The 21,855-nt window shown below is 65.6% G+C and carries 21 protein-coding genes; 11 read left to right on the top strand and 10 right to left on the bottom strand.

All coding sequences use genetic code 11. From position 1 onward, the window contains the following. Nucleotides 1-35 precede the first annotated feature (35 nt). Together paaI and paaK are read left to right on the top strand one after the other, a co-directional pair. Nucleotides 36-503: a hydroxyphenylacetyl-CoA thioesterase PaaI gene (paaI, locus tag QX070_RS11745; protein ID WP_409998887.1), complete on the top strand. Its 468-nt coding sequence runs from the start codon at nucleotides 36-38 to the stop codon at nucleotides 501-503. Nucleotides 504-546: 43 nt separating this feature from the next. Next, the gene (gene paaK, locus QX070_RS11740; protein WP_315737213.1) at nucleotides 547-1,875 is read left to right on the top strand and encodes a phenylacetate--CoA ligase PaaK; all 1,329 of its coding nucleotides are present in this window, start codon (nucleotides 547-549) and stop codon (nucleotides 1,873-1,875) included. Nucleotides 1,876-2,121: 246 nt separating this feature from the next. On the opposite strand, the gene paaE is transcribed toward paaK, so the two are convergent. From paaE to QX070_RS11700, 8 genes are all read right to left on the bottom strand, one after another. Continuing rightward, nucleotides 2,122-3,201: a 1,2-phenylacetyl-CoA epoxidase subunit PaaE gene (gene paaE / locus QX070_RS11735; RefSeq protein WP_315737212.1), complete on the bottom strand. Its 1,080-nt coding sequence runs from the start codon at nucleotides 3,199-3,201 to the stop codon at nucleotides 2,122-2,124. Nucleotides 3,202-3,306: 105 nt separating this feature from the next. Continuing rightward, on the bottom strand, nucleotides 3,307-3,810 hold the full coding sequence (gene paaD, locus QX070_RS11730) for a 1,2-phenylacetyl-CoA epoxidase subunit PaaD (RefSeq protein ID WP_315737211.1): 504 nt from the start codon (nucleotides 3,808-3,810) through the stop codon (nucleotides 3,307-3,309). Continuing rightward, nucleotides 3,804-4,580 (bottom strand): 1,2-phenylacetyl-CoA epoxidase subunit PaaC, encoded by a 777-nt coding sequence (gene paaC / locus QX070_RS11725; protein ID WP_315737210.1) that lies wholly within the window; start codon nucleotides 4,578-4,580, stop codon nucleotides 3,804-3,806. The genes paaD and paaC overlap by 7 nt, the downstream gene beginning before the upstream one ends. A 133-nt stretch (nucleotides 4,581-4,713) precedes the next feature. Then, entirely contained in the window at nucleotides 4,714-5,001 is a 288-nt protein-coding gene (gene paaB, locus QX070_RS11720) for a 1,2-phenylacetyl-CoA epoxidase subunit PaaB (protein WP_315737209.1), read from the bottom strand. 13 nt (nucleotides 5,002-5,014) lie between these two features. Continuing rightward, nucleotides 5,015-6,004, bottom strand: coding sequence for a 1,2-phenylacetyl-CoA epoxidase subunit PaaA (gene paaA, locus QX070_RS11715; protein WP_315737208.1), 990 nt, complete (start codon nucleotides 6,002-6,004; stop codon nucleotides 5,015-5,017). A gap of 78 nt (nucleotides 6,005-6,082) precedes the next feature. Continuing rightward, nucleotides 6,083-6,964 (bottom strand): phenylacetic acid degradation operon negative regulatory protein PaaX, encoded by an 882-nt coding sequence (gene paaX, locus QX070_RS11710; protein WP_315737207.1) that lies wholly within the window; start codon nucleotides 6,962-6,964, stop codon nucleotides 6,083-6,085. Between the two features lie 93 nt (nucleotides 6,965-7,057). Beyond that, nucleotides 7,058-7,534 carry a phasin gene (locus tag QX070_RS11705; protein WP_315715766.1) on the bottom strand — a complete coding sequence of 159 codons (477 nt, stop codon included), beginning with the start codon at nucleotides 7,532-7,534 and terminating at the stop codon, nucleotides 7,058-7,060. A 188-nt stretch (nucleotides 7,535-7,722) separates the two neighbouring features. Then, nucleotides 7,723-8,493, bottom strand: a complete 771-nt coding sequence (locus QX070_RS11700) for a hypothetical protein (protein WP_315737206.1) — start codon at nucleotides 8,491-8,493, stop codon at nucleotides 7,723-7,725. Nucleotides 8,494-8,639: 146 nt separating this feature from the next. Here QX070_RS11700 and QX070_RS11695 point away from each other — a divergent pair, with 146 nt between their 5' ends. Further along, nucleotides 8,640-9,560 (top strand): alpha/beta hydrolase, encoded by a 921-nt coding sequence (locus QX070_RS11695; RefSeq protein ID WP_315737205.1) that lies wholly within the window; start codon nucleotides 8,640-8,642, stop codon nucleotides 9,558-9,560. Between the two features lie 106 nt (nucleotides 9,561-9,666). Here the strand turns inward: QX070_RS11695 and QX070_RS11690 are convergent, their stop codons facing one another. Both QX070_RS11690 and QX070_RS11685 read right to left on the bottom strand, forming a co-directional pair. Beyond that, a complete protein-coding gene (locus tag QX070_RS11690) occupies nucleotides 9,667-10,671 on the bottom strand; it encodes an alpha/beta hydrolase (RefSeq protein ID WP_315737204.1) in 1,005 nt (334 codons plus the stop codon). 139 nt (nucleotides 10,672-10,810) lie between these two features. Further along, nucleotides 10,811-11,071, bottom strand: a complete 261-nt coding sequence (locus QX070_RS11685) for a DUF6489 family protein (RefSeq protein WP_315715763.1) — start codon at nucleotides 11,069-11,071, stop codon at nucleotides 10,811-10,813. 522 nt (nucleotides 11,072-11,593) lie between these two features. On the opposite strand from QX070_RS11685, the gene QX070_RS11680 reads away from it, so the two are divergent. The 8 genes from QX070_RS11680 to QX070_RS11645 all read left to right on the top strand — a co-directional run bounded on the left by QX070_RS11680 (nucleotide 11,594) and on the right by QX070_RS11645 (nucleotide 21,528). Continuing rightward, on the top strand, nucleotides 11,594-13,189 hold the full coding sequence (locus tag QX070_RS11680; protein WP_315737203.1) for an ABC transporter substrate-binding protein: 1,596 nt from the start codon (nucleotides 11,594-11,596) through the stop codon (nucleotides 13,187-13,189). Between the two features lie 108 nt (nucleotides 13,190-13,297). Continuing rightward, a complete protein-coding gene (locus QX070_RS11675) occupies nucleotides 13,298-14,278 on the top strand; it encodes an ABC transporter permease (protein ID WP_315737202.1) in 981 nt (326 codons plus the stop codon). Nucleotides 14,279-14,280: 2 nt separating this feature from the next. Further along, on the top strand, nucleotides 14,281-15,246 hold the full coding sequence (locus QX070_RS11670) for an ABC transporter permease (protein WP_315737201.1): 966 nt from the start codon (nucleotides 14,281-14,283) through the stop codon (nucleotides 15,244-15,246). A 34-nt stretch (nucleotides 15,247-15,280) separates the two neighbouring features. Then, a complete protein-coding gene (locus QX070_RS11665) occupies nucleotides 15,281-16,264 on the top strand; it encodes an ABC transporter ATP-binding protein (protein ID WP_315737200.1) in 984 nt (327 codons plus the stop codon). Beyond that, nucleotides 16,261-17,256, top strand: a complete 996-nt coding sequence (locus QX070_RS11660; protein WP_315737199.1) for an oligopeptide/dipeptide ABC transporter ATP-binding protein — start codon at nucleotides 16,261-16,263, stop codon at nucleotides 17,254-17,256. Before QX070_RS11665 ends, QX070_RS11660 begins: the two co-directional genes overlap by 4 nt. 147 nt (nucleotides 17,257-17,403) lie before the next feature. Further along, complete coding sequence (locus QX070_RS11655) at nucleotides 17,404-19,206, top strand: gamma-glutamyltransferase family protein (protein WP_315737198.1); 1,803 nt, start codon at nucleotides 17,404-17,406, stop codon at nucleotides 19,204-19,206. 15 nt (nucleotides 19,207-19,221) lie between these two features. Then, nucleotides 19,222-19,932 carry a DUF1028 domain-containing protein gene (locus QX070_RS11650; RefSeq protein ID WP_315737197.1) on the top strand — a complete coding sequence of 237 codons (711 nt, stop codon included), beginning with the start codon at nucleotides 19,222-19,224 and terminating at the stop codon, nucleotides 19,930-19,932. A gap of 84 nt (nucleotides 19,933-20,016) precedes the next feature. Beyond that, a complete protein-coding gene (locus QX070_RS11645) occupies nucleotides 20,017-21,528 on the top strand; it encodes an ABC transporter substrate-binding protein (protein WP_315737196.1) in 1,512 nt (503 codons plus the stop codon). Nucleotides 21,529-21,855 lie beyond the last annotated feature (327 nt).

Genomic DNA, 21,855 nt, shown 5'->3' with positions numbered 1-21,855 from the left:
GAAACGCATCCTCAGGGGTGGCCGACGCATCGCGCATGCATGGAGGCCGCACGGTGAGCGGCGTGGCGACACTTTCCCCCGACGCTCTCGCCCGCGCCTGCGCCGACGCGATGTGGCAGGATGATCGCGCCAGCCAGGGGCTCGGCATGCACATCGTCGAGATCGGCCCCGGACGCGCCACCCTGCAGATGCAAGTGCAGCCTCACATGGTCAACGGCCATGGCATCGCCCATGGCGGCTTCATCTTCACGCTGGCCGATTCCGCCTTCGCATTCGCCTGCAACTCGCACAACGACCGCACCGTGGCCGCACAGGGCAGCATCAGCTTCATCCGCCCCGGCAAGCTCGGCGACGTTCTGCTTGCCCGCGCGCACGAGGTGTCGCGCAGCGGGCGCTCCGGCATCTATGATGTCCGCGTTACGGCAGGCGACACGGTGATCGCCGAATTCCGCGGCCATTCGCGCAGCATCGGCGGCACGCTGGTCCCGGCCGCCGCGAGCTGATCCGCTTCCCTATCGCCCCGCGCCCCTGCCGGAGGACCTGACCATGACATCGACCAAGCTTCAATCGACCGGCAGCTACGTTCCCGAGATGGACGAAACCGAGCGGGCCTCGCGCGACGAGATCATGGCGCTGCAGACCCGCCGGCTCGCCTGGTCGCTGAAGCACGCCTACGACAACGTCGCCCATTACCGCCAGGCTTTCGACAAGGCCGGCGTGCATCCGTCGGATTTCCGCGAGCTTGCCGATCTGGGCAAGTTTCCGTTCACGGTGAAGACCGACCTGCGCGACAATTACCCGTTCAACATGTTCGCCGTGCCGCGCGAGCAACTGGTACGGGTGCACGCCTCCTCGGGCACGACCGGCAAGCCGATCGTGGTCGGCTATACCCGCAACGACATCGCGACCTGGTCGGCCGTGATGGCACGCTCGATCCGCGCCGCCGGCGGCCGCAGCGGCATGATCATCCACAACGCCTATGGCTACGGCCTGTTCACCGGCGGCCTCGGCGTCCACTACGGCGCCGAGCAGCTCGGCTGCACGGTGGTGCCGATCTCTGGCGGCATGACCGAGCGGCAGGTGCAGCTGATCAATGATTTCCGCCCTGACATCATCACCGTGACGCCAAGCTACATGCTGGCAATCCTCGACGAGTTCAAGCGTCAGGGCCTCGATCCGCGGCAGAGTTCGCTCAGGATCGGCATCTTCGGCGCCGAGCCATGGACCAATGCAATGCGCGCCGAGATCGAGGACGCATTTGCGATGGATGCCACCGACATCTACGGCCTGTCCGAGGTGATCGGCCCTGGCGTGGCGCAGGAATGCCTGGAAACCAAGGACGGACTGCACATCTGGGAGGATCACTTCTATCCGGAGATCGTCGATCCCGACACCGGCAAGGTGCTGCCCGACGGCGAGATGGGCGAACTGGTGTTCACCTCGTTGACCAAGGAGGCCTTCCCCGTCATCCGCTATCGCACCCGCGATCTGACCCGGCTGCTGCCGGGCACCGCGCGGCCGGGCATGCGACGGATGGAGAAGGTCACGGGTCGCTCCGATGACATGATCATCCTGCGCGGCGTCAACCTGTTCCCGTCACAGATCGAGGAGATCCTGCTGTCGACCGAATGGTGCGGCGGCCATTTCATGCTGGAGCTGACGCGCGAGGGCCGCATGGACGAGCTGACGATCTACGCGGAGTCGCGACCGGAGCATTGGGACGAGACCGGCCTCGGCGCGCACGCCGAGCGCATCTCCATCCACATCAAGAACACCATCGGCCTCACGGCAAAGGTGAAGGTCGTCCCGCCCGACACGCTGGAACGCTCGGCCGGCAAGGCGAAACGGATCAAGGACAAGCGGCCGGTGGGGTAGCCGTTCAGAGATGAAATCGAGATTGAGCGCCGATGACAGTGAGCTCCCTCGCCACGCCTGCGGGGAGAGGGTTGGGGTGAGGGAGACTCTCCACGCACCGAACTCGCGGAGAGTCCCCCTCACCCGGATTGCATCTAACGATGCAATCCGACCTCGCCCCGCCTGCGGGGCGAGGTGCAGCGAGCGAGCCGAGCGAGCGTGCTCACATCAGCCTCGATCAGCGGTCGAAATTTCGCGGCCACTACCTCACACATGATCGTAGTCCACCACCACGCGCTCCGTCACCGGCCTGGCCTGACACGTGAGCACAAAGCCAGCCTGCAGCTCCCATGGCTCCAGCGAGTAGTTCAGCTCCATCTCCGCTCTCCCCTCCACCAGCTTGGCGCGGCAGGTCGAGCACATGCCGCCCTTGCAGGCGAAGGGCAAGTCCACACCGGCGCGAAGCGCGGCGTCGAGAATGGCCTCGCCGTCGGCGACCGGGACCTCGCGGCGCTTGCCGTCGATGATCAGCGCGGCGATCGCCTTGGGGGGCGCCGTATCAGGCACGACAGCTTTCGGCCGCGGCTTGCCGCCGGCGCCCGAGACGAAGCGCTCGACATGGACGCGCTCGTCAGCGATGCCGAGCGCGCGGCAGGTGGCCGCGATGTCCTCGCTCATGCCGGTGGGGCCGCAGATGAAGACATGATCGATGCTCTCGGCCGGCACCAGCGAACGCAGGAGCACGCGCACCTTCTCGCCGTCGAGGCGGCCGTGCAGGATCGGCAGGTCCTGCTCCTCGCCGGAGATGACGTGGAACACCGAGAAGCGGTCGAGGAAGCGATCCTTCAGCTCCTCGAGCTGTTCGCGGAACAGCATGCCTGCGGTGGTGCGGTTGCCGTAGAACAGGAAGAAGCGGCTGCGCGGCTCCCGCGCCAGCACGGCTTTCACGATCGAGAGGATCGGCGTGATTCCGGAGCCGGCGGCAAGGCCGACATGAGTACGCGCGGCCTCAGGCTGCAGTGCCACGCCAAAACGGCCGGTCGGCGTCATGACGTCGATCTCGTCGCCGCGCCTCAATTCGTCGGTGACGAAGCTGGAGAATGCGCCGCCATCGACACGCTTCACGGCGATCCGGATCTCGTCGTCATCGGGACCGGAGCAGATCGAATAGGAGCGCCGGACCTCCTCGCCGCCGAGCGTGGTCTTGAGCGTGAGGTATTGCCCTGGCGCGAAGCGATAGTCATCGGCAAGCTCGTTCGGAATCGCAAAGGTCAGCGACACCGCATCGGGCGCCTCCCGGCGCAGGTCACGGACGGCGAGACGATGGAAGCGTGGCGTTGTCGACATCGGGTTCATCCTCCCGTCATTGCGAGGCGCGAAGCGACGAAGCAATCCAGGGCTTCGGGCGTGGCCCTGGATTGCTTCGCTTCGCTCGCAATGACGGCTGTGGCATCAGTGGCACTTGAAATAATCGAACGGCTCGCGGCACGATCTGCAGCGCCACAGCGCCTTGCAAGAGGTCGAGCCGAATTCGGCGAGCTGCTCGGTGTTGGCGGATCCGCATTGCGGACACGCAACCTCGGCCACGCCGAACAGCGCGCGCCGGCCGCTCGACGGCTGCGGCGGCGCGATGCCGTACTCCCGCAGCTTGCGTCGCCCCTCCTCGCTCATCCAGTCCGTGGTCCAGGCCGGCGACAGCACAGTACGCACGCTGGCCTCGCGGAAGCCGGCGCGCTCCAGCGCCAGCTCGATCTCGAGCGCGATCATGTTCATCGCCGGGCAGCCGGAATAGGTCGGCGTGATCGCGACCTCGACCCGTTCGCCGACCACCTCGACCTCGCGCAGCACGCCGAGATCGTCGATCGTCAGCACCGGGATTTCCGGATCGACCACCGACGCCGCCGCCTCCCAGGCACGCTGGCGCAGCTCAGCCGGGCTCAATTCGGCGACTACCACGACGCACCGGGGAAGCTGCGCTGCATGTATTGCAGCTCGCTGAGGAGATGGCCGAGATGCTCGCTGTGACGCCCGTCGCGGCCGCCCTGCTGCATCCAGTCGTTCTCCGGCAGCACCAATGTCGCCTCACGCGCGACATGCGAGACGATCGACAGCCATTCCGGCAGCAGCATCGTCGGATCGATCGCGATGCCGGCATCGATCAGGCCGCGCTCCGCATCGTCGACACTGAACATCTCTCCCGTATAGGCCCAGAGATCGTCGATCGCAGCCTGCCCGCGGCGGTGGCTTTCGTCGGTGCCGTCACCGAGCCGGATCACCCATTCGCTGGCATGGCGCAGATGATAGGCGCATTCCTTCTCAGACTTGGCCGCGATCGCCGCCAGCGTCGCATCGGTGGAGCCCATCATGCCCCGCCAATAGAGATCGGCGAACGCCGCGTAGAAGAGCTGGCGCACCATCGTATGCGCGAAGTCACCATTCGGGCGTTCGACCAGCAGCAGGTTACGGTACTGTCTGACGTCGCGGAGATAAGCGAGCTTGTCCTCGTCGTTGTCGCAGCCCTCGACCTTGGCGGCGTAGCCATAGAGCTCGCGCGCCTGGCCGATCAGGTCGAGCGCCATGTTGGACAGCGCCATGTCCTCTTCCAGCATCGGCGCATGGCCGCACCATTCGGAGAGGCGATGGCCGAGGATCAGCGCATCGTCGGCGCGACGCAAGGTGTAGAGCACCAGCGGGGTCTCGGAGACGATGATCGAGGGTGCGGTCATGGTTGTGGTCCGATCAGGTCGCCACGAACTCCGTCATTGCGAGCGCAGCGAAGCAATCCAGGGATTCATCCGAGCAGGCAGTCTGGATTGCTTCGCTGCGCTCGCAATGACGACGACTGAGATCCTCAGCCGATCACATATGCCCGACTTCCTCGGGCACCTCGTAGAACGTCGGGTGGCGATAGATCTTCGACTCCGCCGGCTCGAACATCATGCCCTTGTCGGCGGGATCGGACGCGGTGATCGCGCTCGACGGCACCACCCAGATCGACAGACCCTCGCCGCGGCGGGTGTAGATGTCGCGCGCGGCCTGCAGCGCCATGGTCGCATCCGGCGCATGCAGCGAGCCGCAATGCTTGTGCGCGAGCCCGTTGCGGCTGCGGATGAAGACCTCCCACAACGGCGTGTTCGGCGTCGCCATTTCGATCTCCCTGCTATTCGGCCGCTTGCGCCATCTGGCGCCGCGCGCGCTTCTCTGCATAGGCCGCGGCGGCCTCGCGCACCCAGACGCCGTCGGCATGCGCCTTGCGGCGCGCCGCCATCCGGTCGCGGTTGCACGGGCCGTTGCCGGCCAGCACCTGCTTGAACTCGTTCCAGTCGATCGGGCCGTGCCGCCAATGGCCCTGCTCGTCCTGTTTCATCTCGGGATCAGGAATCGTCAGACCGAGATACTGCGCCTGCGGCACGGTGGCATCGATGAACTTCTGGCGCAGCTCGTCATTCGAGAAGCGCTTGATCTTCCACTTCGTCGAGGTGTCGCTGTGCTGGCTGGCCTGGTCGGGCGGGCCGAACATCATCAGCACCGGCCACCACCACCTGTTCAGCGCATCCTGCGCCATCGCCTTCTGCTCGGCGGTGCCGCGGCAGAGCGTCAGCATGATCTCGTAGCCCTGCCGCTGATGGAACGATTCCTCCTTGCAGACGCGGATCATCGCGCGCGCATAGGGACCATAGGAGCAGCGGCACAACGGAATCTGGTTCATGATCGCGGCGCCGTCGACCAGCCAGCCGATCACACCGATATCCGCCCAGGTCAGGGTGGGATAGTTGAAGATCGAGGAGTACTTCGCCTTGCCGGCCAGCATCGCATCGACCAGTTCCTCGCGCGAGGCGCCGAGTGTCTCGGCGGCGGCGTAGAGATACAGCCCATGGCCGCATTCGTCCTGGACCTTGGCGAGCAACGCCGCCTTGCGGCGCAGGCTCGGCGCGCGCGTGATCCAGTTGCCCTCGGGCAGCATGCCGACGATTTCGGAATGGGCGTGTTGGGAGATCTGCCGGATCAGCGTCTTGCGATAGGCCGACGGCATCCAGTCATTGGGCTCGATGCGCTCCTCGGCATCGATGCGGGCCTGAAAGCGCGAGGCGCGTCCAGCGTCCTCGGCGAAGCTGCCCTCCTCGGGCGAATTGAGCGCCTGCGTGTACATGCGGCGGCGTCCTCCCAGGACTTGGTTGCCGCCAATATATAACAATATTTTATCCGTGCAATCGAATTCTGTAATATATTAGGGTGCCTCATGCACGTCGGCGAAACGCCGCTGCAGCGCCGCGCCGGCCTCCGGCAACGGGCCTTGATCGTTGGTCGCATGGGCGTCGAGCCAGCGCTCGGAACCCGGCAGCAGCAACCGATAGATCTCGCCACACAGCGCCCGGGCCTGCCGTCCCGGCCAATTCCCCGGCAGCAACTCGGCCGGCAGCAGCGGATCGCGCAGCACGATGCGCCGGTAGTGGTGGATCAGCAGGATCCGCGCGGTGAAGGCCTGGCCGGCGGAGAGCGCCTCGCCGCGCGCGATGCTGTCCTTGAGCGGCGCAAAGGAGGCGGTGAACTTGCGGTACGCCTCCGCCGTCCGCTCCAGCGCCCAACTCTCGGCCACCAGCCGCCGCGCCATGTCGGAGCCGGCGGAGGCCTGCAGGCGGACAGCCCCCTCCACAGCGTCAGGGACGGCGATGCTCGCGGGGGCCACGAACACGCCGGGCAGCGGGCTGCCGAAACCGGCATCGCGCAGGGCGGCGCGCGCCTGCTCGCGATCATCGGCGCTGCCGATGAGCAGCAATTCGAAGCTGCCGTTCCATTCCGCCGGCGGCGAATCGTAGATGTGGCGGGTGGCACCGGCGAAGGTCTGCTCGCCGCGCCGGGTCAGGCGATAGAAGCTGTTGCGGCCTATTCTGGTGCGCTCGAACCAGCCTTCCGCCGTCAGCCGCGACATCGCCGTGCGCACCACGCTGCCGTCGATGGCGAGCCCTTCGAAGAAGGCGAGCAAGGTGCCGAGCCAAACGCTGCCGCCCCGCGGCACGATGGCGTCGCCGAACACGGTGATGATCAGCGACCCCGTGCGCGACGGCTCGCTCTTGAGCTGATGGACGATCCGGGACAGCGGCTGCGGCATGGCGAAGGCTTTAGCCGGTTTCACCCGATCGCAAAAGAAAAGGCCCGCACGATGCGGGCCTTGCAGGTCGATCGTCTGACGCGCGAGACGCGCTCAGGCGGTCTTGTTGTAGGCCTTGGCCATGTTCTCCTGGGCGAGCTTGGCACCCTCGGTGACGAGCTTGCCGACATACTCGCTGGTCGACTTGGCTCGGGCGACGAGCGCCTCGCCACGGGCACGGGCCAGCTCACCCTGGATCTGAACGGCCTCGCTGATCGACTTGGCGGACGCCAGCCGGTCGATGCCGTCGAAGAAGGCCTCGGTGTCCTGATACAGCGCCTGCTGAATGTTCCGGCTGATCTTGCCGGCCTCGGTCACGCCGTCGAACACTGCGGTCTCGATCGCCGACGTCACCTTCTCGGAGCCAGCGAGGGCCTCCGCAGCGCGCTCCTTGGCGGTCGACGCGGTCTTCTTGACGAACTCCCGCGCGGACTCCGGCACTTCCATCGTCTGCAGATTCTTGAACGCGTCGGTCACCGGTGCAAAGGCATCCTTGACGGTGTCGAACACGGTATTGGTCTCGGTGGTCATGGCTGTCTCCATCCTCAATGGTTCTGAGCTATGGGCTCACTCCGTCCCTTATGAAACCGGAGTGACTCAGCTATATCATTCCGAATGGTGCGCCGCAACATAAATGTTGCAGTGCACCATCTTGGGATAAGAGGTAAGGACTCGCCACCTCAGAGCGCCCCGCGCAAGTCGGGGCGTTCGGGCGACCCTCAGTGCTCGGCAGGGGCGCCGCCGTGCTTCTTGTTGCGGTTCTTCCCCGGCCGGGCCGGCTCGGCCGGCTTTGGAGCCGCATCATCAGCCTTGGGCGCGGCGTCGACCGGCTGCGACGGCTTCATCGTGTCGAGCATGGCCCGGATTTCGCGCAACTCTGCCTCGATCGCGACTGTCGGTGACCGATCGGGTGCTTTGGCAGCGTTCAGCGCCTGGTCGAGCAATGCTTTGATCTCGCTCAACTGAGGCGTGACGTCGACGGCGGGTTTCGCCGCCGGTTGCGGAGCCTTGGTTGCGGCAAGAAGCTCGTTGAGCAAGTCCTTGATCCCCTTCAAGTCCGGCGTGACGTCGCGCGGCGGCGCCACGACTGGCGCGGCCGCCTTGGACGCGGAGAGAAGCGAATCCAGCATGCTCTTGATCTCGTTCAACTGCGGAGCGGGATCGGCGAGCGCCTTCGCAGGCACCTGTGTGGAAGCCAGCAGCTCCTTCAACAGCGCCCGCGTCTCCGCCAGCTCGCCCTCGATGGAGGCGAGCCGCTCATTCAAGGCGGTGAGCTGACCACGGCTCGGCACGTTCATGCCGGCGAAGTAGTTTTCCATCAGATCGACCATGGGCTTCTGTCCGTTTCCTGAACCAGTTGCGGGATCATTGGAGGATGGACGGGGCGTCACGCCCATCGGGCGCAGCCGCGTGAAGGCGCTGAAGCTCCTCTGCATCTCACCGACCATCTGCTGCCAGAATGCGATCGGGTCGCCGGATTTGTTCGCCATCGGCACGCTCCTTCAGACCAACACAAGACTCAAACACAACCTCTCATAGCACGCCTTCGTTGCGGTGCGGGAGAACTTGTAGCTTGCTTCTCTCAAGCAACAGACCCATGCCATAGAGGGTTCCAAGGCTTTGAACGAGGGATCAAGTGACTGCAACTGCTCATCAGCTGCCGCAGACTGTGCGCGCCAACGGTATCGACATCTGCTATGAGATCTTCGGCGACCCGGCTGCCCCTCCCCTCGTGTTGATCATGGGCCTCGGCGGGCAGATGATCATCTGGTATGATGAGTTCTGCGAACAGCTCGCAAGCCGCGGCTTCCGCGTGATCCGCTTCGACAACCGCGACATCGGCCAGTCGAGCAAGCTGCATGGCGGTCGCCGGTTGACGCCGTTCGAGCTGATCAAGCTGCGCTTCTTCAACATTCCCGTCTCCGCACCCTACAAGCTGCTCGACATGGCCAAGGACACGGTCGGCCTGATGGACGCGCTCGACATCAAGTCGGCGCATCTGGTCGGCGCCTCGATGGGCGGCATGATCGCGCAGGAGATCGCGATCTCCTTTCCGCATCGCGTGCGCTCGCTGACGTCGATCATGTCGACGACCGGCAATCCGCGCATCCCGCCACCGACGCGCGAGGTCGCGATGCTGCTGATGGCGCCGCCGCCGAAGACCAAGGACGAGTACATCAAGCGCTTCCAGAAGACCTGGAAGGCGCTGCGCGTCGGCTCATTTCCCGAGGACGAGGCAAGTGACGTGGCGCTCGCCGAACGCTGCTTCGCGCGCGGCATCAATCCCGCCGGCGTCGGACGTCAGTTGCGCGCGATCCTGGCCTCCGGCAGCCGCAAGCCGCGGCTGCATCTGGTGACGGCGCCGACACTCGTGATCCACGGCAAGGTCGACCCGCTGGTCCATCCCACCGCCGGCAAGGACACCGCCGAGTCGATTCCAAATGCCAAGCTCCTGATGATCGACGGCATGGGCCACACCACTCCGCGGCCGATGTGGCCGCAGATCATCGACGCGATCGCCGAGCACGCGCACGGCGCGAATGCGCAGGCGGCTTAGGAGAGCCGACGCGCTGCGTCGGCAGGCTTGACGACACCTGTTGTTGTTTGTTGTTTGGCTCGGCCGCAGCCTCTCACTCGGACGTGCAATCTGCCTCGGCCGTTCTTCAACCGAACCGTCGCCGCCGCCATTCGATCAGCTTGGCGCTGACCTCCACGGGCTGCTCCTGCTGCGTCCAATGGCCGCTGTCGCGGACGAGATGTTTCTCCAGGTCCGGCACCAGCTTCTCCATGCCGTCAGCGGCCGAGGGCGGCAGCACGGCGTCGTTCTCCGCCATGATCATCAGTGCCGGCACCCGCACCGTATGATCGACCCCTTCCGAGCGCTGCCAGTTCCGCGTCATATTGCGATACCAGTTGATGCCGCCGGTGAAGCCGGTGCGTGTGAAGGTGTCGACGAACACCTGCTTCTCCGCCTCCGACAGGATCGGCTGCCGCGTGTCCTTGGCGGCGTCATAGGCCGCGATCATCTGTGGGAACGCCAGGTTGAGCGATGGCGAGGCTGCGATCCCGCCGGCCGGCGGCTCCGTCGGCGGCGCATCGCTGCGCGGCAGCGGCTTGCGCATGAAGGCATCGAAGGTCTCCGCGACGCGGCTGCCGAAGATACGGTCCGGCTCGCGTGCGGGATCCTGGAACTGCACGATGTACATCATGTCGCCGAACCGCTTGCGCATGATGGCAATGGGATCAGCGGGCGCGCGTGGCAGATGCGGCGTGTTGATGCCGACGACGCCGGCGACACGCTGCGGATAGCGCAGCGGCATCTGCCAGACGACGAAGCCGCCCCAGTCGTGACCGACGAAGATCGCCTTGTCGATCTTCAGGTGATCGAGCAGACCGACGAGGTCGGCGGTGAGATGCTCGAGATCATAGGCCTCGACCGGCTCCGGTCGGTCTGTCGCGCCATAGCCGCGCTGATCGGGTGCGATGACGCGGATGCCGGCCTCGGCCAGCGCCGTGATCTGATGCCGCCAGGAAAAGGCCAGTTCCGGCCAGCCGTGACAGAGGATCATCGGTGGCCGGTCGCTGACGGGGCCCGCCTCGTAATAGCCCATGCGAATGCCGTTGGTCGTCGCGAACTGCAGCGCCGGCATCCAAGACGGATCGGTCATGCATCCTCCCCTGAAGCTGTTCAGCCGGCCTTTTTCGACCGGTCTTCGGCTCCGGCGTGGAGCCCGCTCCATGCCGTGACGTCACGCCACTTCTCTTCGGAGTTCCGCACAAGCGAAACCCGCGCAGCCGCCGGCCGCGTCAGGCCGACTTCTTGTCGTTCGAGCGGCTGCCGCCGAGGCCCGTCATGGTCAGCATCAGGTCCTGAAACCGTTCGGCCAGGCGGGGATCGAAGGTGAACCAGCTCTGCATGATGGCTTCGGGCGTCAGCTTGTCGATGTTGCTCGTCATCTGGTTCTGCAGCCGGTCCATGACCGCGGCCTGCATCGGACCGACATCGGGAAGTCCGAAAAACTGCCGCGCTTCGAGCGGTGTGCAATCGATCTCGATATTGACTTTCATGTCCGCTCCGCTGTTCGAACCATCCCGACGCCAGCCCCGGGCCGGGCTCCCTTCACCAGGAACGCCGATCCCGGACTCGCGGCAGGGGGTGTCCAGTATCACCGCGCCGCCCCCCTTCTAGCAAGCGGCGCGTTGCTGCAGGTGCGCAATTCCCGGGACATGGTCAATCCGGAGCCTTCCGCCCATCCCGGACGCCGCCTCCCGCGTGCGCCGCACAGCGGCGGCGGGGGATAACCTTATCGTTTAGGCTTAAACAAACTGCACTTGTGTGCCGCCGCTGAACTCTGGCAACATATTCTGATCGATCTGCCGCGGGTCGTACGGCGCACCGCCAGGCCAGAGCCAACGGGATCAGTTCATTCCGGCGCGGCATCAGACTTGCAAGCATATCGCCCGGCGTCTTGTTGCTTCTTGAAGTTCGTGCAAGAGGCGCTGCAGAAATCACGAACTTCGAAGCAAGGCAGGCCGGACACAATCGCGCCTGCCGAGAAAACAAGCGTCAAACGCGGAGAATTTGAACATATGTCGGGACGCAAATCCCTGCTCATCGCGGCAGCGGTCGCATTCGGCCTCGCCGTCATGCCGGCCTCGGCCCAGACCCTGCGCTACGCCAACCAGGGCACCCTGAAGTCGCTCGATCCCTATACCTTCAAGGAATCGACCACGATTGCGCACCATGCCCACGTCTATGAGGGACTGACCGCGCGCGACAAGGACCTGAAGATCGTCCCCGCGCTGGCCGAGAGCTGGGAAACGCCCGAGCCGACCCGCTGGCGCTTCCATCTGCGCAAGGGCGTCAAGTTCCACAATGGCGAACCCTTCACTGCCGACGACGTGATCTTCTCCGCCGATCGCGTCCGCGCCACCGGCTCCAACTTCCTGTCCAACGTTCCGCCGGACGCAAAATTCATCAAGGTCGACGACTACACGGTCGACGTGAAGCTCGATGCCCCCAATCCCATCCTGATCTCGCAATGGGATACGTGGTACATCATGAGCAAGAAGTGGTGCGAGGACAACAACTCGGTCGCGCCGACGCCGGTGTCGGCAACCACGCCGAGCTACGCCGCGCTGCATGAGAACGGCACCGGCCCCTTCATCATCGAGAGCCATCAGCCCGGTGTGAAGACCGTGTTCAAGGTCAATCCGAACTGGTGGGGCAAGCCCGAGCACAATCTGAAGGAGATCGTGTTCACCACCATCGCCTCCGACGCCACGCGCGTCGCCGCGCTGCTGTCCGGCGAGGTCGACATCATCGAGCCGGTTCCGGTGCAGGACATCGGCCGCGTCGATTCGAGCCCGAACGCCCAGGTCCTGAAGGGGCCCGAGCTGCGCACGATCTTTCTCGGCATGGACGAGACCCGTGACGAGCTGCTCTACTCCAACGTCAAGGGCAAGAACCCGTTCAAGGACATCCGCGTCCGCGAGGCCTTCTACAAGGCCATCGACATCGAGCTGATCAAGACCCGCGTCATGCGCGGCCTGTCGACGCCGTCGGCGCTGATGATCGCGCCGCAGCTCTATGCGCTGTCGAAGGAGTTCACGCGGCCGAAATACGATCCCGACGCGGCCAAGAAGCTGCTGACGGAGGCCGGCTATCCCGACGGCTTCGAGGTCGGCATGGACTGCCCCAACGACCGCTACGTCAACGACGCCGCGATCTGCCAGGCCGTCGTCGGCATGCTCGCGCGCATCGGGGTCAAGGTGAACCTGAATGCGCAGCCCAAGGCGCAGTACTTCGCCAAGGTGCTGAAGCCCGGCGGCTACAACACGTCGTTCTTCCTGCTCGGCTGGACGCCGTCGTCGATGGACGCCCACAACGTGATGCACGACATCATGGGCTGCCGTGACGACGCCAAGGACGCCACCCGCGGCGAAGCCAATCTCGGCAATTACTGCAACAAGGAGTTCGACGCTCTGACCGACAAGGTCCTGGTCGAGACCGATACCGCCAAGCGCGATCAGTTGATCAAGCAGGCCTTCGAGATCGGCATCAAGGATTACGGCTACATCCCGCTGCATCAGCAGGCGGTGGCCTGGGGCGTCTCGAAGAAGGTGAAGATCCCGCTGCGCGCCGACAACGCCGTGCTGCTGTTCCTCGCCACCAAGACCGAGTAGTCCACACGCAACGACTAGTCCCGGAAAGCAGAACTGCTTTTCGGGACTTTTCATTTCCTGCGGCAAGTGCTACGCGCCGCCGCATCTCGAAGGATCTGAAAGGATCAGATGCTCGCCTTCGCGCTTCGCCGAGCAATTCAGGCCATCGGCGTCATGATCGCCGTCGGAATCATCGCGTTCGCCATGTTCCGCTTCGCCGGAGATCCGGTGAGCCAGATCGTGCCGATCGACGCGTCGGCCGCGGAACGGGCCAGCATCCGCCAGTCGCTCGGCCTCGACGATCCGTTCATCGTGCAATTCGGCCGTTATCTGTTCGACGCGGCGCAGTTCAAGTTCGGCGTCTCGTATCAGTTCCGGCAGCCGGTTTCCGATCTGCTCAAGGAGCGCATGCCGGCGACGCTGGAGCTTGCGATCTGCGCGACGATCCTGGCGCTGTTCTTCGGCATCCTGATGGGCGTGTTCTCGGCGCTGCACCGCGACTCCCTGCTCGCCAAGCTGTTCCAGATGGTATCGCTGATCGGCATCTCCTTGCCGACCTTCCTGATCGGCATCCTCCTGATCTATCTGTTCTCGGTCACGCTGGGCTGGCTGCCGTCGTTCGGCCGCGGCGACACCGTCAGGCTCGGCTGGTGGACATCAGGCCTGTTCACCGTCTCAGGCTGGAAGGCGCTGATCATGCCCTCGATCACGCTCGGCCTGTTCCAGATGACCTTGATCATGCGGCTGGTCCGCGCCGAGATGCTCGAGGTGCTGCGCACCGACTACATCCGCTTCGCCCGCGCCCGTGGGCTGACCACGCGCGCGATTCATTTCGGCCACGCGCTGCGCAACACGCTGGTGCCGGTGATCACCGTGGTCGGCCTGCAGTTCGGCTCGGTGATCGCGTTCTCGATCATCACCGAGCAGGTGTTCCAATGGCCGGGAATGGGCCTGTTGTTCGTGCAGGCGGTGCAGAACGTCGACATTCCGATCATGGCGGCCTACCTGATGATGGTGTCGCTGATCTTCGTCACCATCAATCTCGTGGTTGATATCCTCTACACCGTGGTCGATCCGCGCCTGCGCGCGACCATCAGCCGGCCGGCCTGATCATGAGCGACGCAGCCCTTCCTCATCCCACTCCCGTCGAGACGCCGCGCGCCACCGACGGATGGCTGAAGCGTGCGCTTGCGAGCGACCTGTTCTATTCCTTCCGCCGCTCCAAGCTGACGGTCGCCGCGGCCGTGATCACGCTGTTGTTCTTCCTGCTGGCGATCTTCGCGCCGCTGCTGTCGCCGCAGAACCCGTTCGACCCGGCCCAATTGCAGCTGTTGAACTCGCGGATTTCGCCGCTATGGACCGCCGACGGACAGAGCCCGTTTTTGCTCGGCACCGACGAGCAGGGTCGCGACGTGCTCTCGGCCATCCTCTACGGCCTGCGGATCTCGCTCCTGGTCGGCATTCTCGGCGTCGCCTTTTCCGGCGCGCTTGGCATCGGCCTCGGCCTGATCGCGGGCTATTTCGGCGGCCGGGTCGACACCGTGATCATGCGCATCGCCGACGTCCAGCTCACCTTTCCGCCGATCCTGATCGCTCTGCTGGTCAACGGCATCGCCAAGTCGGTGTCCGGCAACCGGCTGGACTGGCTCAGCATGCTGGTCGTGCTCGTGCTGGCGATCGGCCTCTCCTTCTGGGTGCAATATGCGCGCACGGTGCGGAGCTCAGTGCTGGTCGAGAAGAACAAGGACTACGTCGCCGCAGCTCAGCTGATCGGCCTGCCCGCGCCCGTCATCATGCTGCGCCACGTGCTGCCCAACACCACCGGTCCCGTGCTGGTGATCGCCACCATCAACCTGGCGCTGGCGATCATCACCGAGGCGACCTTGTCGTTCCTCGGCTCGGGCATGCCCGAAACGATGCCCTCGCTCGGGACCCTGATCCGGATCGGCAACAACTATCTGTTCGCTGGCGAATGGTGGATCGTCGCCTTCCCCGGCATCGCTTTGGCCGGACTGATCCTCGCCATCAACCTGCTCGGCGACTGGCTGCGCGACGCCCTCAACCCGAAACTGCGATGACCCGCGTGAATGCGTCCTTCCGAGGCTTGAGCTCATGACCGCCCCCGTTCTGTCCGTGCGCAACCTGCAGGTCGAGTTCGCGACCCGGCGCGGCACCCTGCGCGCGATCGACGGCGTCTCCTACGACATCGCCAAGGGCGAGGTGCTCGGCGTCGTCGGCGAATCCGGTGCCGGCAAATCCGTCACCGGCCTCGCCGTGATCGGCCTGATCGATCCTCCGGGCCGCATCTCCGGCGGCGAGATCCAGCTCTCGGGATTGCGTGTCGACAATCTGCCGCCGGAGGAGATGCGCAAGGTGCGCGGCAAGCGCATCGGCATGATCTTCCAGGATCCGCTGACCTCGCTCAATCCGCTGTATCGCGTCGGCGACCAGATCATCGAGACCATCAGGACCCATACCAACCTCACCGAGCAGCAGGCGCGCAAGCGAGCCATCGACCTGCTCGCTGAGGTCGGCATATCGGCGCCCGAGAAGCGCATCGACGGCTATCCGCACGAATTCTCCGGCGGCATGCGCCAGCGCGTCGTGATCGCGCTGGCGCTGTGCGCCGAACCGGAGCTGATCATCGCAGACGAGCCGACCACCGCGCTGGACGTCTCCGTGCAGGCGCAAATCATCTCGCTGATCAAGCGGCTCGGCCGCGACCACGGCACCGCCGTGATGCTGGTGACCCACGACATGGGCGTGATCGCCGAGACCTGCGACCGCGTCGCGGTGATGTATGCCGGCCGCGTGGCCGAGATCGGCCCGGTGCAGGAGGTGATCAATAACCCGCTGCACCCCTACGCCAAGGGCCTGATGGGTGCGATCCCGACGCTCGCGGGCGAGGAGAAGCGGCTGGTGCAGATCCCAGGCTCGATGCCGCGGCTGTCCGCGATCCCGCCCGGCTGCTCGTTCAATCCGCGCTGCAGCTTCGCCTTCGACCGCTGCCGCGTCGATCGGCCGGAGCCGCTGCGCCAGGGCACGCAGGCGGTCGCCTGTCACCTCTATGATCGCGCGGCGGAGACCGCGGCATGACCGATTTCGTCGAGGTCAGGAATCTGCGCCGGGTGTTCGACGTCTCGAAGCCCTGGCTCAACCGCGTGATCGAGCGTCAGCCGCAGGAGTTCCTGAAGGCGGTCGACGGCGTCAGCTTCGGGATCAGGAAGGGCGAGACCTTCGCGCTGGTCGGCGAATCCGGCTCGGGCAAGACCACGGTCGCGCGCATGGTGGTCGGGCTGCTGGCGCCGACGTCGGGAGAGGTCATCATCGACGGCGTGTCGATGAGCGATGCGCGCCAGGCCCAGGTGCGGCGCACGCTGCGCCGCCGCATCCAGATGGTGTTTCAGGATCCTTACGCGAGCCTCAATCCGCGCTTCCGCGTCGATAGCATCATCGCCGAGCCGATCCGCGCCTTTGACATCATCGAGGGCGAGCGCCAGATCAAGGACCGCGTCGGCGAGCTGCTGACCCTGGTCGGGCTGCATCCCGACGACGGCCAGAAATTCCCGCACGAGTTCTCCGGCGGCCAGCGCCAGCGTATCGCCATCGCGCGCGCGCTCGCCTCGGAGGCCGAGTTCATCGTCTGCGACGAGCCGACCTCGGCGCTCGACGTCTCCGTGCAGGCGCAGATCCTCAATCTGATGCGCGACCTGCAAGACAAGTTCGGCCTGACCTATCTGTTCATCAGCCACAATCTCGCGGTCGTGCGCCACATGGCGAGCCGCATCGGCGTGATGTATCTCGGCCGCATCGTCGAGATCGCGGACGGCCGCACGCTGTTCAGCGATCCGCGCATGCCCTACACCAAGATGCTGCTCGGCGCGGTGCCGGACCTGTCGATGTCGGGCCGCCAGCGCATTCCGGTCAAAGGCGAGATCCCGAACCCGATCAACCCGCCTCCGGGCTGCACCTTCAACCCACGCTGTCCCCTTGCATTCGATCTGTGCCGGCAGCAGGCGCCCGAGCTGATCGGCGGCGTTGCCTGCCATGCGGTGAACCAGCCGGCTGCGGCCGCTGTGCCGGCCTGAGTTGTGATGAGCGATGAGGCGAAATTTGAATGGGTCGTCATTGCGAGGAGCGAAGCGACGAAGCAATCCAGGGCGTCGTCCACGGTCCTGGATTGCTTCGCTTTCGCTCGCAATGACGGCGACTCGATAGGATAGGCAAAGCCGGCAATGAGCTTCATCAACCCCGATCCCTTCACGACCCGCCCCGAGATCGACGGCACCTTCGGCGTCGTCACCTCGACGCACTGGCTGGCCACCGCCGTCGGCATGGCGATGCTGGAGCGCGGCGGCAACGCCTTCGATGCCGGCGTCGCGGCGGCCTTCACCCTGCAGGTGGTGGAGCCGCATCTGAACGGTCCCGGCGGCGACGTGCCGATCATCCTGCACGACGTCAGACGCGGACGCACCAAGGTCATCTGCGGCCAGGGCCCGGCGCCATCAGGCGCCACCATTGCGCACTACAAGCGCGAGGGCCTCGACATGATCCCCGGCACCGGCCTGCTCGCGGCCTGCGTGCCCGGCACCTTCGAGTCCTGGATGCTGCTGCTGCGCGACTATGGCACGATGCGGCTGCGCGACGTGCTGGAGCCGGCAATTTCCTACGCGCGCGACGGCTATCCGCTGGTCGAGCGCGTCTCCGCGACGATCCAGACCGTCGAGCAGCTGTTCAAGACGCATTGGCCGACCTCGGCCGCGCTCTATCTGCCCAATGGCGAGGTGCCGAGGCCGGGCACGCTGTTCACCAATCCACAGCTTGCGGAAACCTACGCGCGCATCCTGAGCGAAGGCGAAAGCGCGGGTGGTGATCGCGACGCGCAGATCGAGCGCGCGCGCAAGGCCTGGTCGCAGGGCTTCGTCGCCGAGGCGATCGACCGCTTCTGCCGGACGCAGGAGGTGATGGACGTCTCGGGTTCGCGCCACAAGGGCGTGCTGACCGCCGACGACATGGCGCGCTGGCAGCCGACCATCGAGGCGCCGCTCACCTACGAGTACGGCCGCTACACCGTGTGCAAGGCCGGCGTCTGGAGCCAGGGCCCGGTGCTGCTGCAGCAGCTCGCACTGCTCAAGGGATTTGCGCTCGACGGCCTCGATCCGACCGGACCCGACTTCATCCATTGGCAGATCGAAGCGGCGAAGCTTGCGTTCGCCGACCGCGAAGCGTTCTACGGCGATCCGAAGTTTGCCGACATCCCGATCGGCATGCTGCTGTCCGATGCCTACAACGACGAGCGGCGCAAGCTGATCACCGACAAGGCCTCGCTCGAGCTGCGTCCCGGCACGCTCGACGGCTACGGCGCCAAGGTGAAGCTGCGCGAGGCCCAAGGCCACCGCGAGGCCGTCGGCGCAATGGGCTCGGGCGAGCCGACCGTCGGCCGCTTCGGCGAGGTGCGCGGTGACACCGTGCATTTCGACATCATCGACTCCCAAGGCAACATGATCTCGGCCACGCCGTCCGGCGGCTGGCTCCAATCATCGCCGGTCATCCCCGAGCTCGGCTTCTGCCTGGGGACTCGCGCGCAGATGTTCTGGCTGGAGGAGGATCATCCAGCCGCGCTGGTGCCGGGCAAGCGGCCGCGCACCACGCTGTCGCCGACCATGGCGCTGCGCGACGGCGAGCCCTACGTCGCCTGGGGCTCGCCCGGCGGCGACCAGCAGGACCAGTGGAACACGCAGTTCTTCCTGCGCCACGTCCATGCCGGCATGAACCTGCAAGAGTCGATCGACGCGCCGGCGTGGCACTCCGAACACTTCCCGATCTCGTTCTGGCCGCGCACCGCGCGCCCCGGCGTGCTCGTGGTCGAGGGCCGCGTGCCCAAGGCGACCGTCGAGGAGCTGCGCCGCCGCGGCCATGTGGTCGAAGTCGGCCCCGACTGGTCGGAGGGCCGCCTCACCGCGGCCTCCCGCGTGGGCCGCCGCCGCCGCGCCGCGGCCAATCCGCGGGGCATGCAGGGTTACGCGGCCGGACGATAAGAGAGCGACGCGACGATGACCTGGTCGATCATTGCCAAGGACGATCTCACCGGCCAGATCGGCATCGCCGTCGCCACCCGCTTCTTCGCCGTCGGCGCGCGCGTGCCCTTCATCGTCGCCGGCCACGGCGGCATCGCCACCCAGGCGCTGGTCAATCCCTATTACGGCATCGACGGCGTCACGCTGCTGCGCGACGGCCGGCATCCGCGCGAGATCGTGCAACTGCTGACATCTGCCGATCCCGGCCGCGAGAGCCGCCAGCTCCACATCCTCGATCGCAACGGCCAGATTGCCGCCCACACCGGCCGCGACTGCATCGATTGGTGCGGCCATCTCGAAGGCCGGGGCTTTTCAATTGCCGGCAACATGCTGGCCGGCCCACAAGTGCTGAACGAGACCGCGAACGCCTTTCTCGCCAACAGCGCTCTGCCCCTCGCCCTGCGCCTGATCGCCGCCATGAAGGCCGGCGAGGCCGCCGGCGGCGACAAGCGCGGCAAACAGTCCGCTGCCCTCCTCGTCCACGGCAAGGAGGAATGGTCCGAGCTCGATCTGCGCGTCGACGATCACCCCGATCCGCTGGCAGAGCTCGAACGACTGGAGAGCGTCAGCCGCAAGCATTGGGCCGTATTCCGGCAGTTCATGCCGACGCGCGACAATCCTGCAGGGATCACGGATCGCGCCACGATTGATGCCGGCATCGCCGCCGCGCTCGCGAACCAGACATGACCAAGCCGGAAGCATGGCACGTGATCGGGGTTGGTATTGATAGTGCAACAACGCAGGCTGCATTCGCGTGAGGGACATCGGATGATGAGGAACTGGTGCTTGGCCGCGGTCGCGGCCGTTGTCGTGGCCTCTTGGGGGCCGGTCGCGCAGGCGCAGACCACCTTGCGCATCGGCCTTGCCGAGGACCCCGACGTTCTCGATCCGACCATGGCCCGCACCTATGTCGGCCGCATCGTCTTCGCCGCGACCTGCGATAAGCTGTTCGACATCGACGAGAAGCTGAACATCGTGCCGCAGCTCGCGCTGTCGCAGGAGACCTCGGCCGACGGCAAGGAGGTCATCATCAAGCTGCGGTCCGGCGTGAAATTCCACGACGGCGAGCCGTTCGACGCTGAGGCCGCCAAATTCTCACTCGACCGCCACCTCACCCTCCCCGGCTCGTTCCGCAAGCCCGAGCTGGCGTCGCTCGATCACGTCGACGTCGTCGATCCCTTGACGATCAAGCTCGTCCTGAAGGCGCCATTCTCGCCGCTGATCGCCCAGCTCACCGACCGCGCCGGCATGATGGTGTCGCCGAAGGCGGCCAAGGAGGCCGGCGACAAGTTCGGCCTGCGCCCGGTCTGTGCCGGTCCCTACAAATTCGTCGAGCGTGTCCAGCAGGACAAGATCGTATTCGAGAAGTTCGCCGACTACTGGAACAAGGACAACGTCTTCATCGACAGGATCGTCTACCAGCCGATCGTCGACGCCACGGTGCGGCTGGCGAACCTGAAATCCGGCGCGCTCGACCTGATCGAGCGCGTGCTCGCCACCGACATCAAGGACGTGCGCGCCGATTCCAGGCTCGCGCTCTCGACCGCGATCGAGCTCGGCTATCAGGGCATCACGCTCAACATCGGCAAGGACAAGGCCAAGGGTCCGCTCAGCCAGTCCGCCAAGGTGCGGCAGGCGCTCGACCTCGCGATCGATCGCGAGGCGCTCAACCAAGTCGTCTTCAACGGCGAGTTCATGCCGGGTAACCAGTGGGTCAATCCCTCGCATCCCTACTATCAGAAGGCCTTCCCGGTCCGTGCTCGCGATGTCGAGAAGGCCAAGGCGCTGCTGAAGGAGGCCGGCGTCACGCCGCCGGTCGCCGTCGATTTCATGGTGCCGAAGGGCGCCGAGACCGAGGCCGCCGCCCAGGTCGTGCAGTCGATGGCTGCCGAGGCCGGCTTTGACCTGAAGATCCGGGTCACCGAGTTGGCGACCTCGCTGAAGCAGGCCGAGGCCGGCGACTATCAGGCCTTCATGCTGTCATGGAGCGGCCGCATCGATCCCGACGGCAACAGTTACGTGTTCCTGCACCGCAACGCGCCGCAGAACTACAGCGTCTGGGCCAACGCCGAGGCCGACAAGGCGCTCAGCGACGCGCGGCTCGTGACCGACATGGCCCAGCGCAAGGCGCTCTACGAGAAACTGACGAAGCTCGAGATCGAGGATGAGCCGATCCTCTACCTCTATCACCGCCGTATCCTGATCGCCCACACAAAGAAGCTCGAAGGCTACAAGCAGATGCCGGACGGCCTGGTGCGCGTGGTCGGGCTGAAGCTGAAATGAGCGGTCGGGTGGCCTCTGTTCGCCGGGACGCGCAGCCGACGCGGCGAACTCCCTCTGCTCCCTCCCCCCTTGTGGGGGAGGGAACGCTAGGAGCGCGACCGGCATTTGATCGAACGTATCATCGCTGCACGAGGCCGTTGCCGGCACACCGAACTCACTCCGCTCCCTCCCCCCTTGTGGGGGAGGGCCGGGGTGGGGGGTGCCACGAACTCCGACCTCCCGTGGGGTACCCCCCTCCCTGTCCCTCCCCCACAAGGGGGGAGGGAACGCAGGAGGCGCGACCTGCATCCGACGGCCGACATCTTCAGCGCCGCAGGAAGAGCTGAT

It is taken from the genome of Bradyrhizobium sp. SZCCHNR1093 (assembly GCF_032381175.1).
GTDB lineage: Bacteria > Pseudomonadota > Alphaproteobacteria > Rhizobiales > Xanthobacteraceae > Bradyrhizobium.
The sequence above is the reverse complement of the archived record's forward strand: the minus strand, read 5'-3'. Positions and strand labels throughout refer to the sequence as shown.

Bases quoted from the DNA above. Each gene is read 5' to 3' on its own strand.
- paaI (WP_409998887.1), top strand. From the start codon at position 36: ATGCATGGAGGCCGCACGGTGAGCGGCGTGGCGACACTTTCCCCCGAC.
- paaK (WP_315737213.1), top strand. From the start codon at position 547: ATGACATCGACCAAGCTTCAATCGACCGGCAGCTACGTTCCCGAGATG.
- paaE (WP_315737212.1), bottom strand. From the start codon at position 3,201: ATGTCGACAACGCCACGCTTCCATCGTCTCGCCGTCCGTGACCTGCGC.
- paaC (WP_315737210.1), bottom strand. From the start codon at position 4,580: ATGACCGCACCCTCGATCATCGTCTCCGAGACCCCGCTGGTGCTCTAC.
- paaB (WP_315737209.1), bottom strand. From the start codon at position 5,001: ATGGCGACGCCGAACACGCCGTTGTGGGAGGTCTTCATCCGCAGCCGC.
- paaA (WP_315737208.1), bottom strand. From the start codon at position 6,004: ATGTACACGCAGGCGCTCAATTCGCCCGAGGAGGGCAGCTTCGCCGAG.
- paaX (WP_315737207.1), bottom strand. From the start codon at position 6,964: ATGCCGCAGCCGCTGTCCCGGATCGTCCATCAGCTCAAGAGCGAGCCG.
- QX070_RS11705 (WP_315715766.1), bottom strand. From the start codon at position 7,534: ATGACCACCGAGACCAATACCGTGTTCGACACCGTCAAGGATGCCTTT.
- QX070_RS11700 (WP_315737206.1), bottom strand. From the start codon at position 8,493: ATGGCGAACAAATCCGGCGACCCGATCGCATTCTGGCAGCAGATGGTC.
- QX070_RS11690 (WP_315737204.1), bottom strand. From the start codon at position 10,671: ATGACCGATCCGTCTTGGATGCCGGCGCTGCAGTTCGCGACGACCAAC.
- QX070_RS11685 (WP_315715763.1), bottom strand. From the start codon at position 11,071: ATGAAAGTCAATATCGAGATCGATTGCACACCGCTCGAAGCGCGGCAG.
- QX070_RS11680 (WP_315737203.1), top strand. From the start codon at position 11,594: ATGTCGGGACGCAAATCCCTGCTCATCGCGGCAGCGGTCGCATTCGGC.
- QX070_RS11675 (WP_315737202.1), top strand. From the start codon at position 13,298: ATGCTCGCCTTCGCGCTTCGCCGAGCAATTCAGGCCATCGGCGTCATG.
- QX070_RS11670 (WP_315737201.1), top strand. From the start codon at position 14,281: ATGAGCGACGCAGCCCTTCCTCATCCCACTCCCGTCGAGACGCCGCGC.
- QX070_RS11665 (WP_315737200.1), top strand. From the start codon at position 15,281: ATGACCGCCCCCGTTCTGTCCGTGCGCAACCTGCAGGTCGAGTTCGCG.
- QX070_RS11660 (WP_315737199.1), top strand. From the start codon at position 16,261: ATGACCGATTTCGTCGAGGTCAGGAATCTGCGCCGGGTGTTCGACGTC.
- QX070_RS11655 (WP_315737198.1), top strand. From the start codon at position 17,404: ATGAGCTTCATCAACCCCGATCCCTTCACGACCCGCCCCGAGATCGAC.
- QX070_RS11650 (WP_315737197.1), top strand. From the start codon at position 19,222: ATGACCTGGTCGATCATTGCCAAGGACGATCTCACCGGCCAGATCGGC.
- QX070_RS11645 (WP_315737196.1), top strand. From the start codon at position 20,017: ATGAGGAACTGGTGCTTGGCCGCGGTCGCGGCCGTTGTCGTGGCCTCT.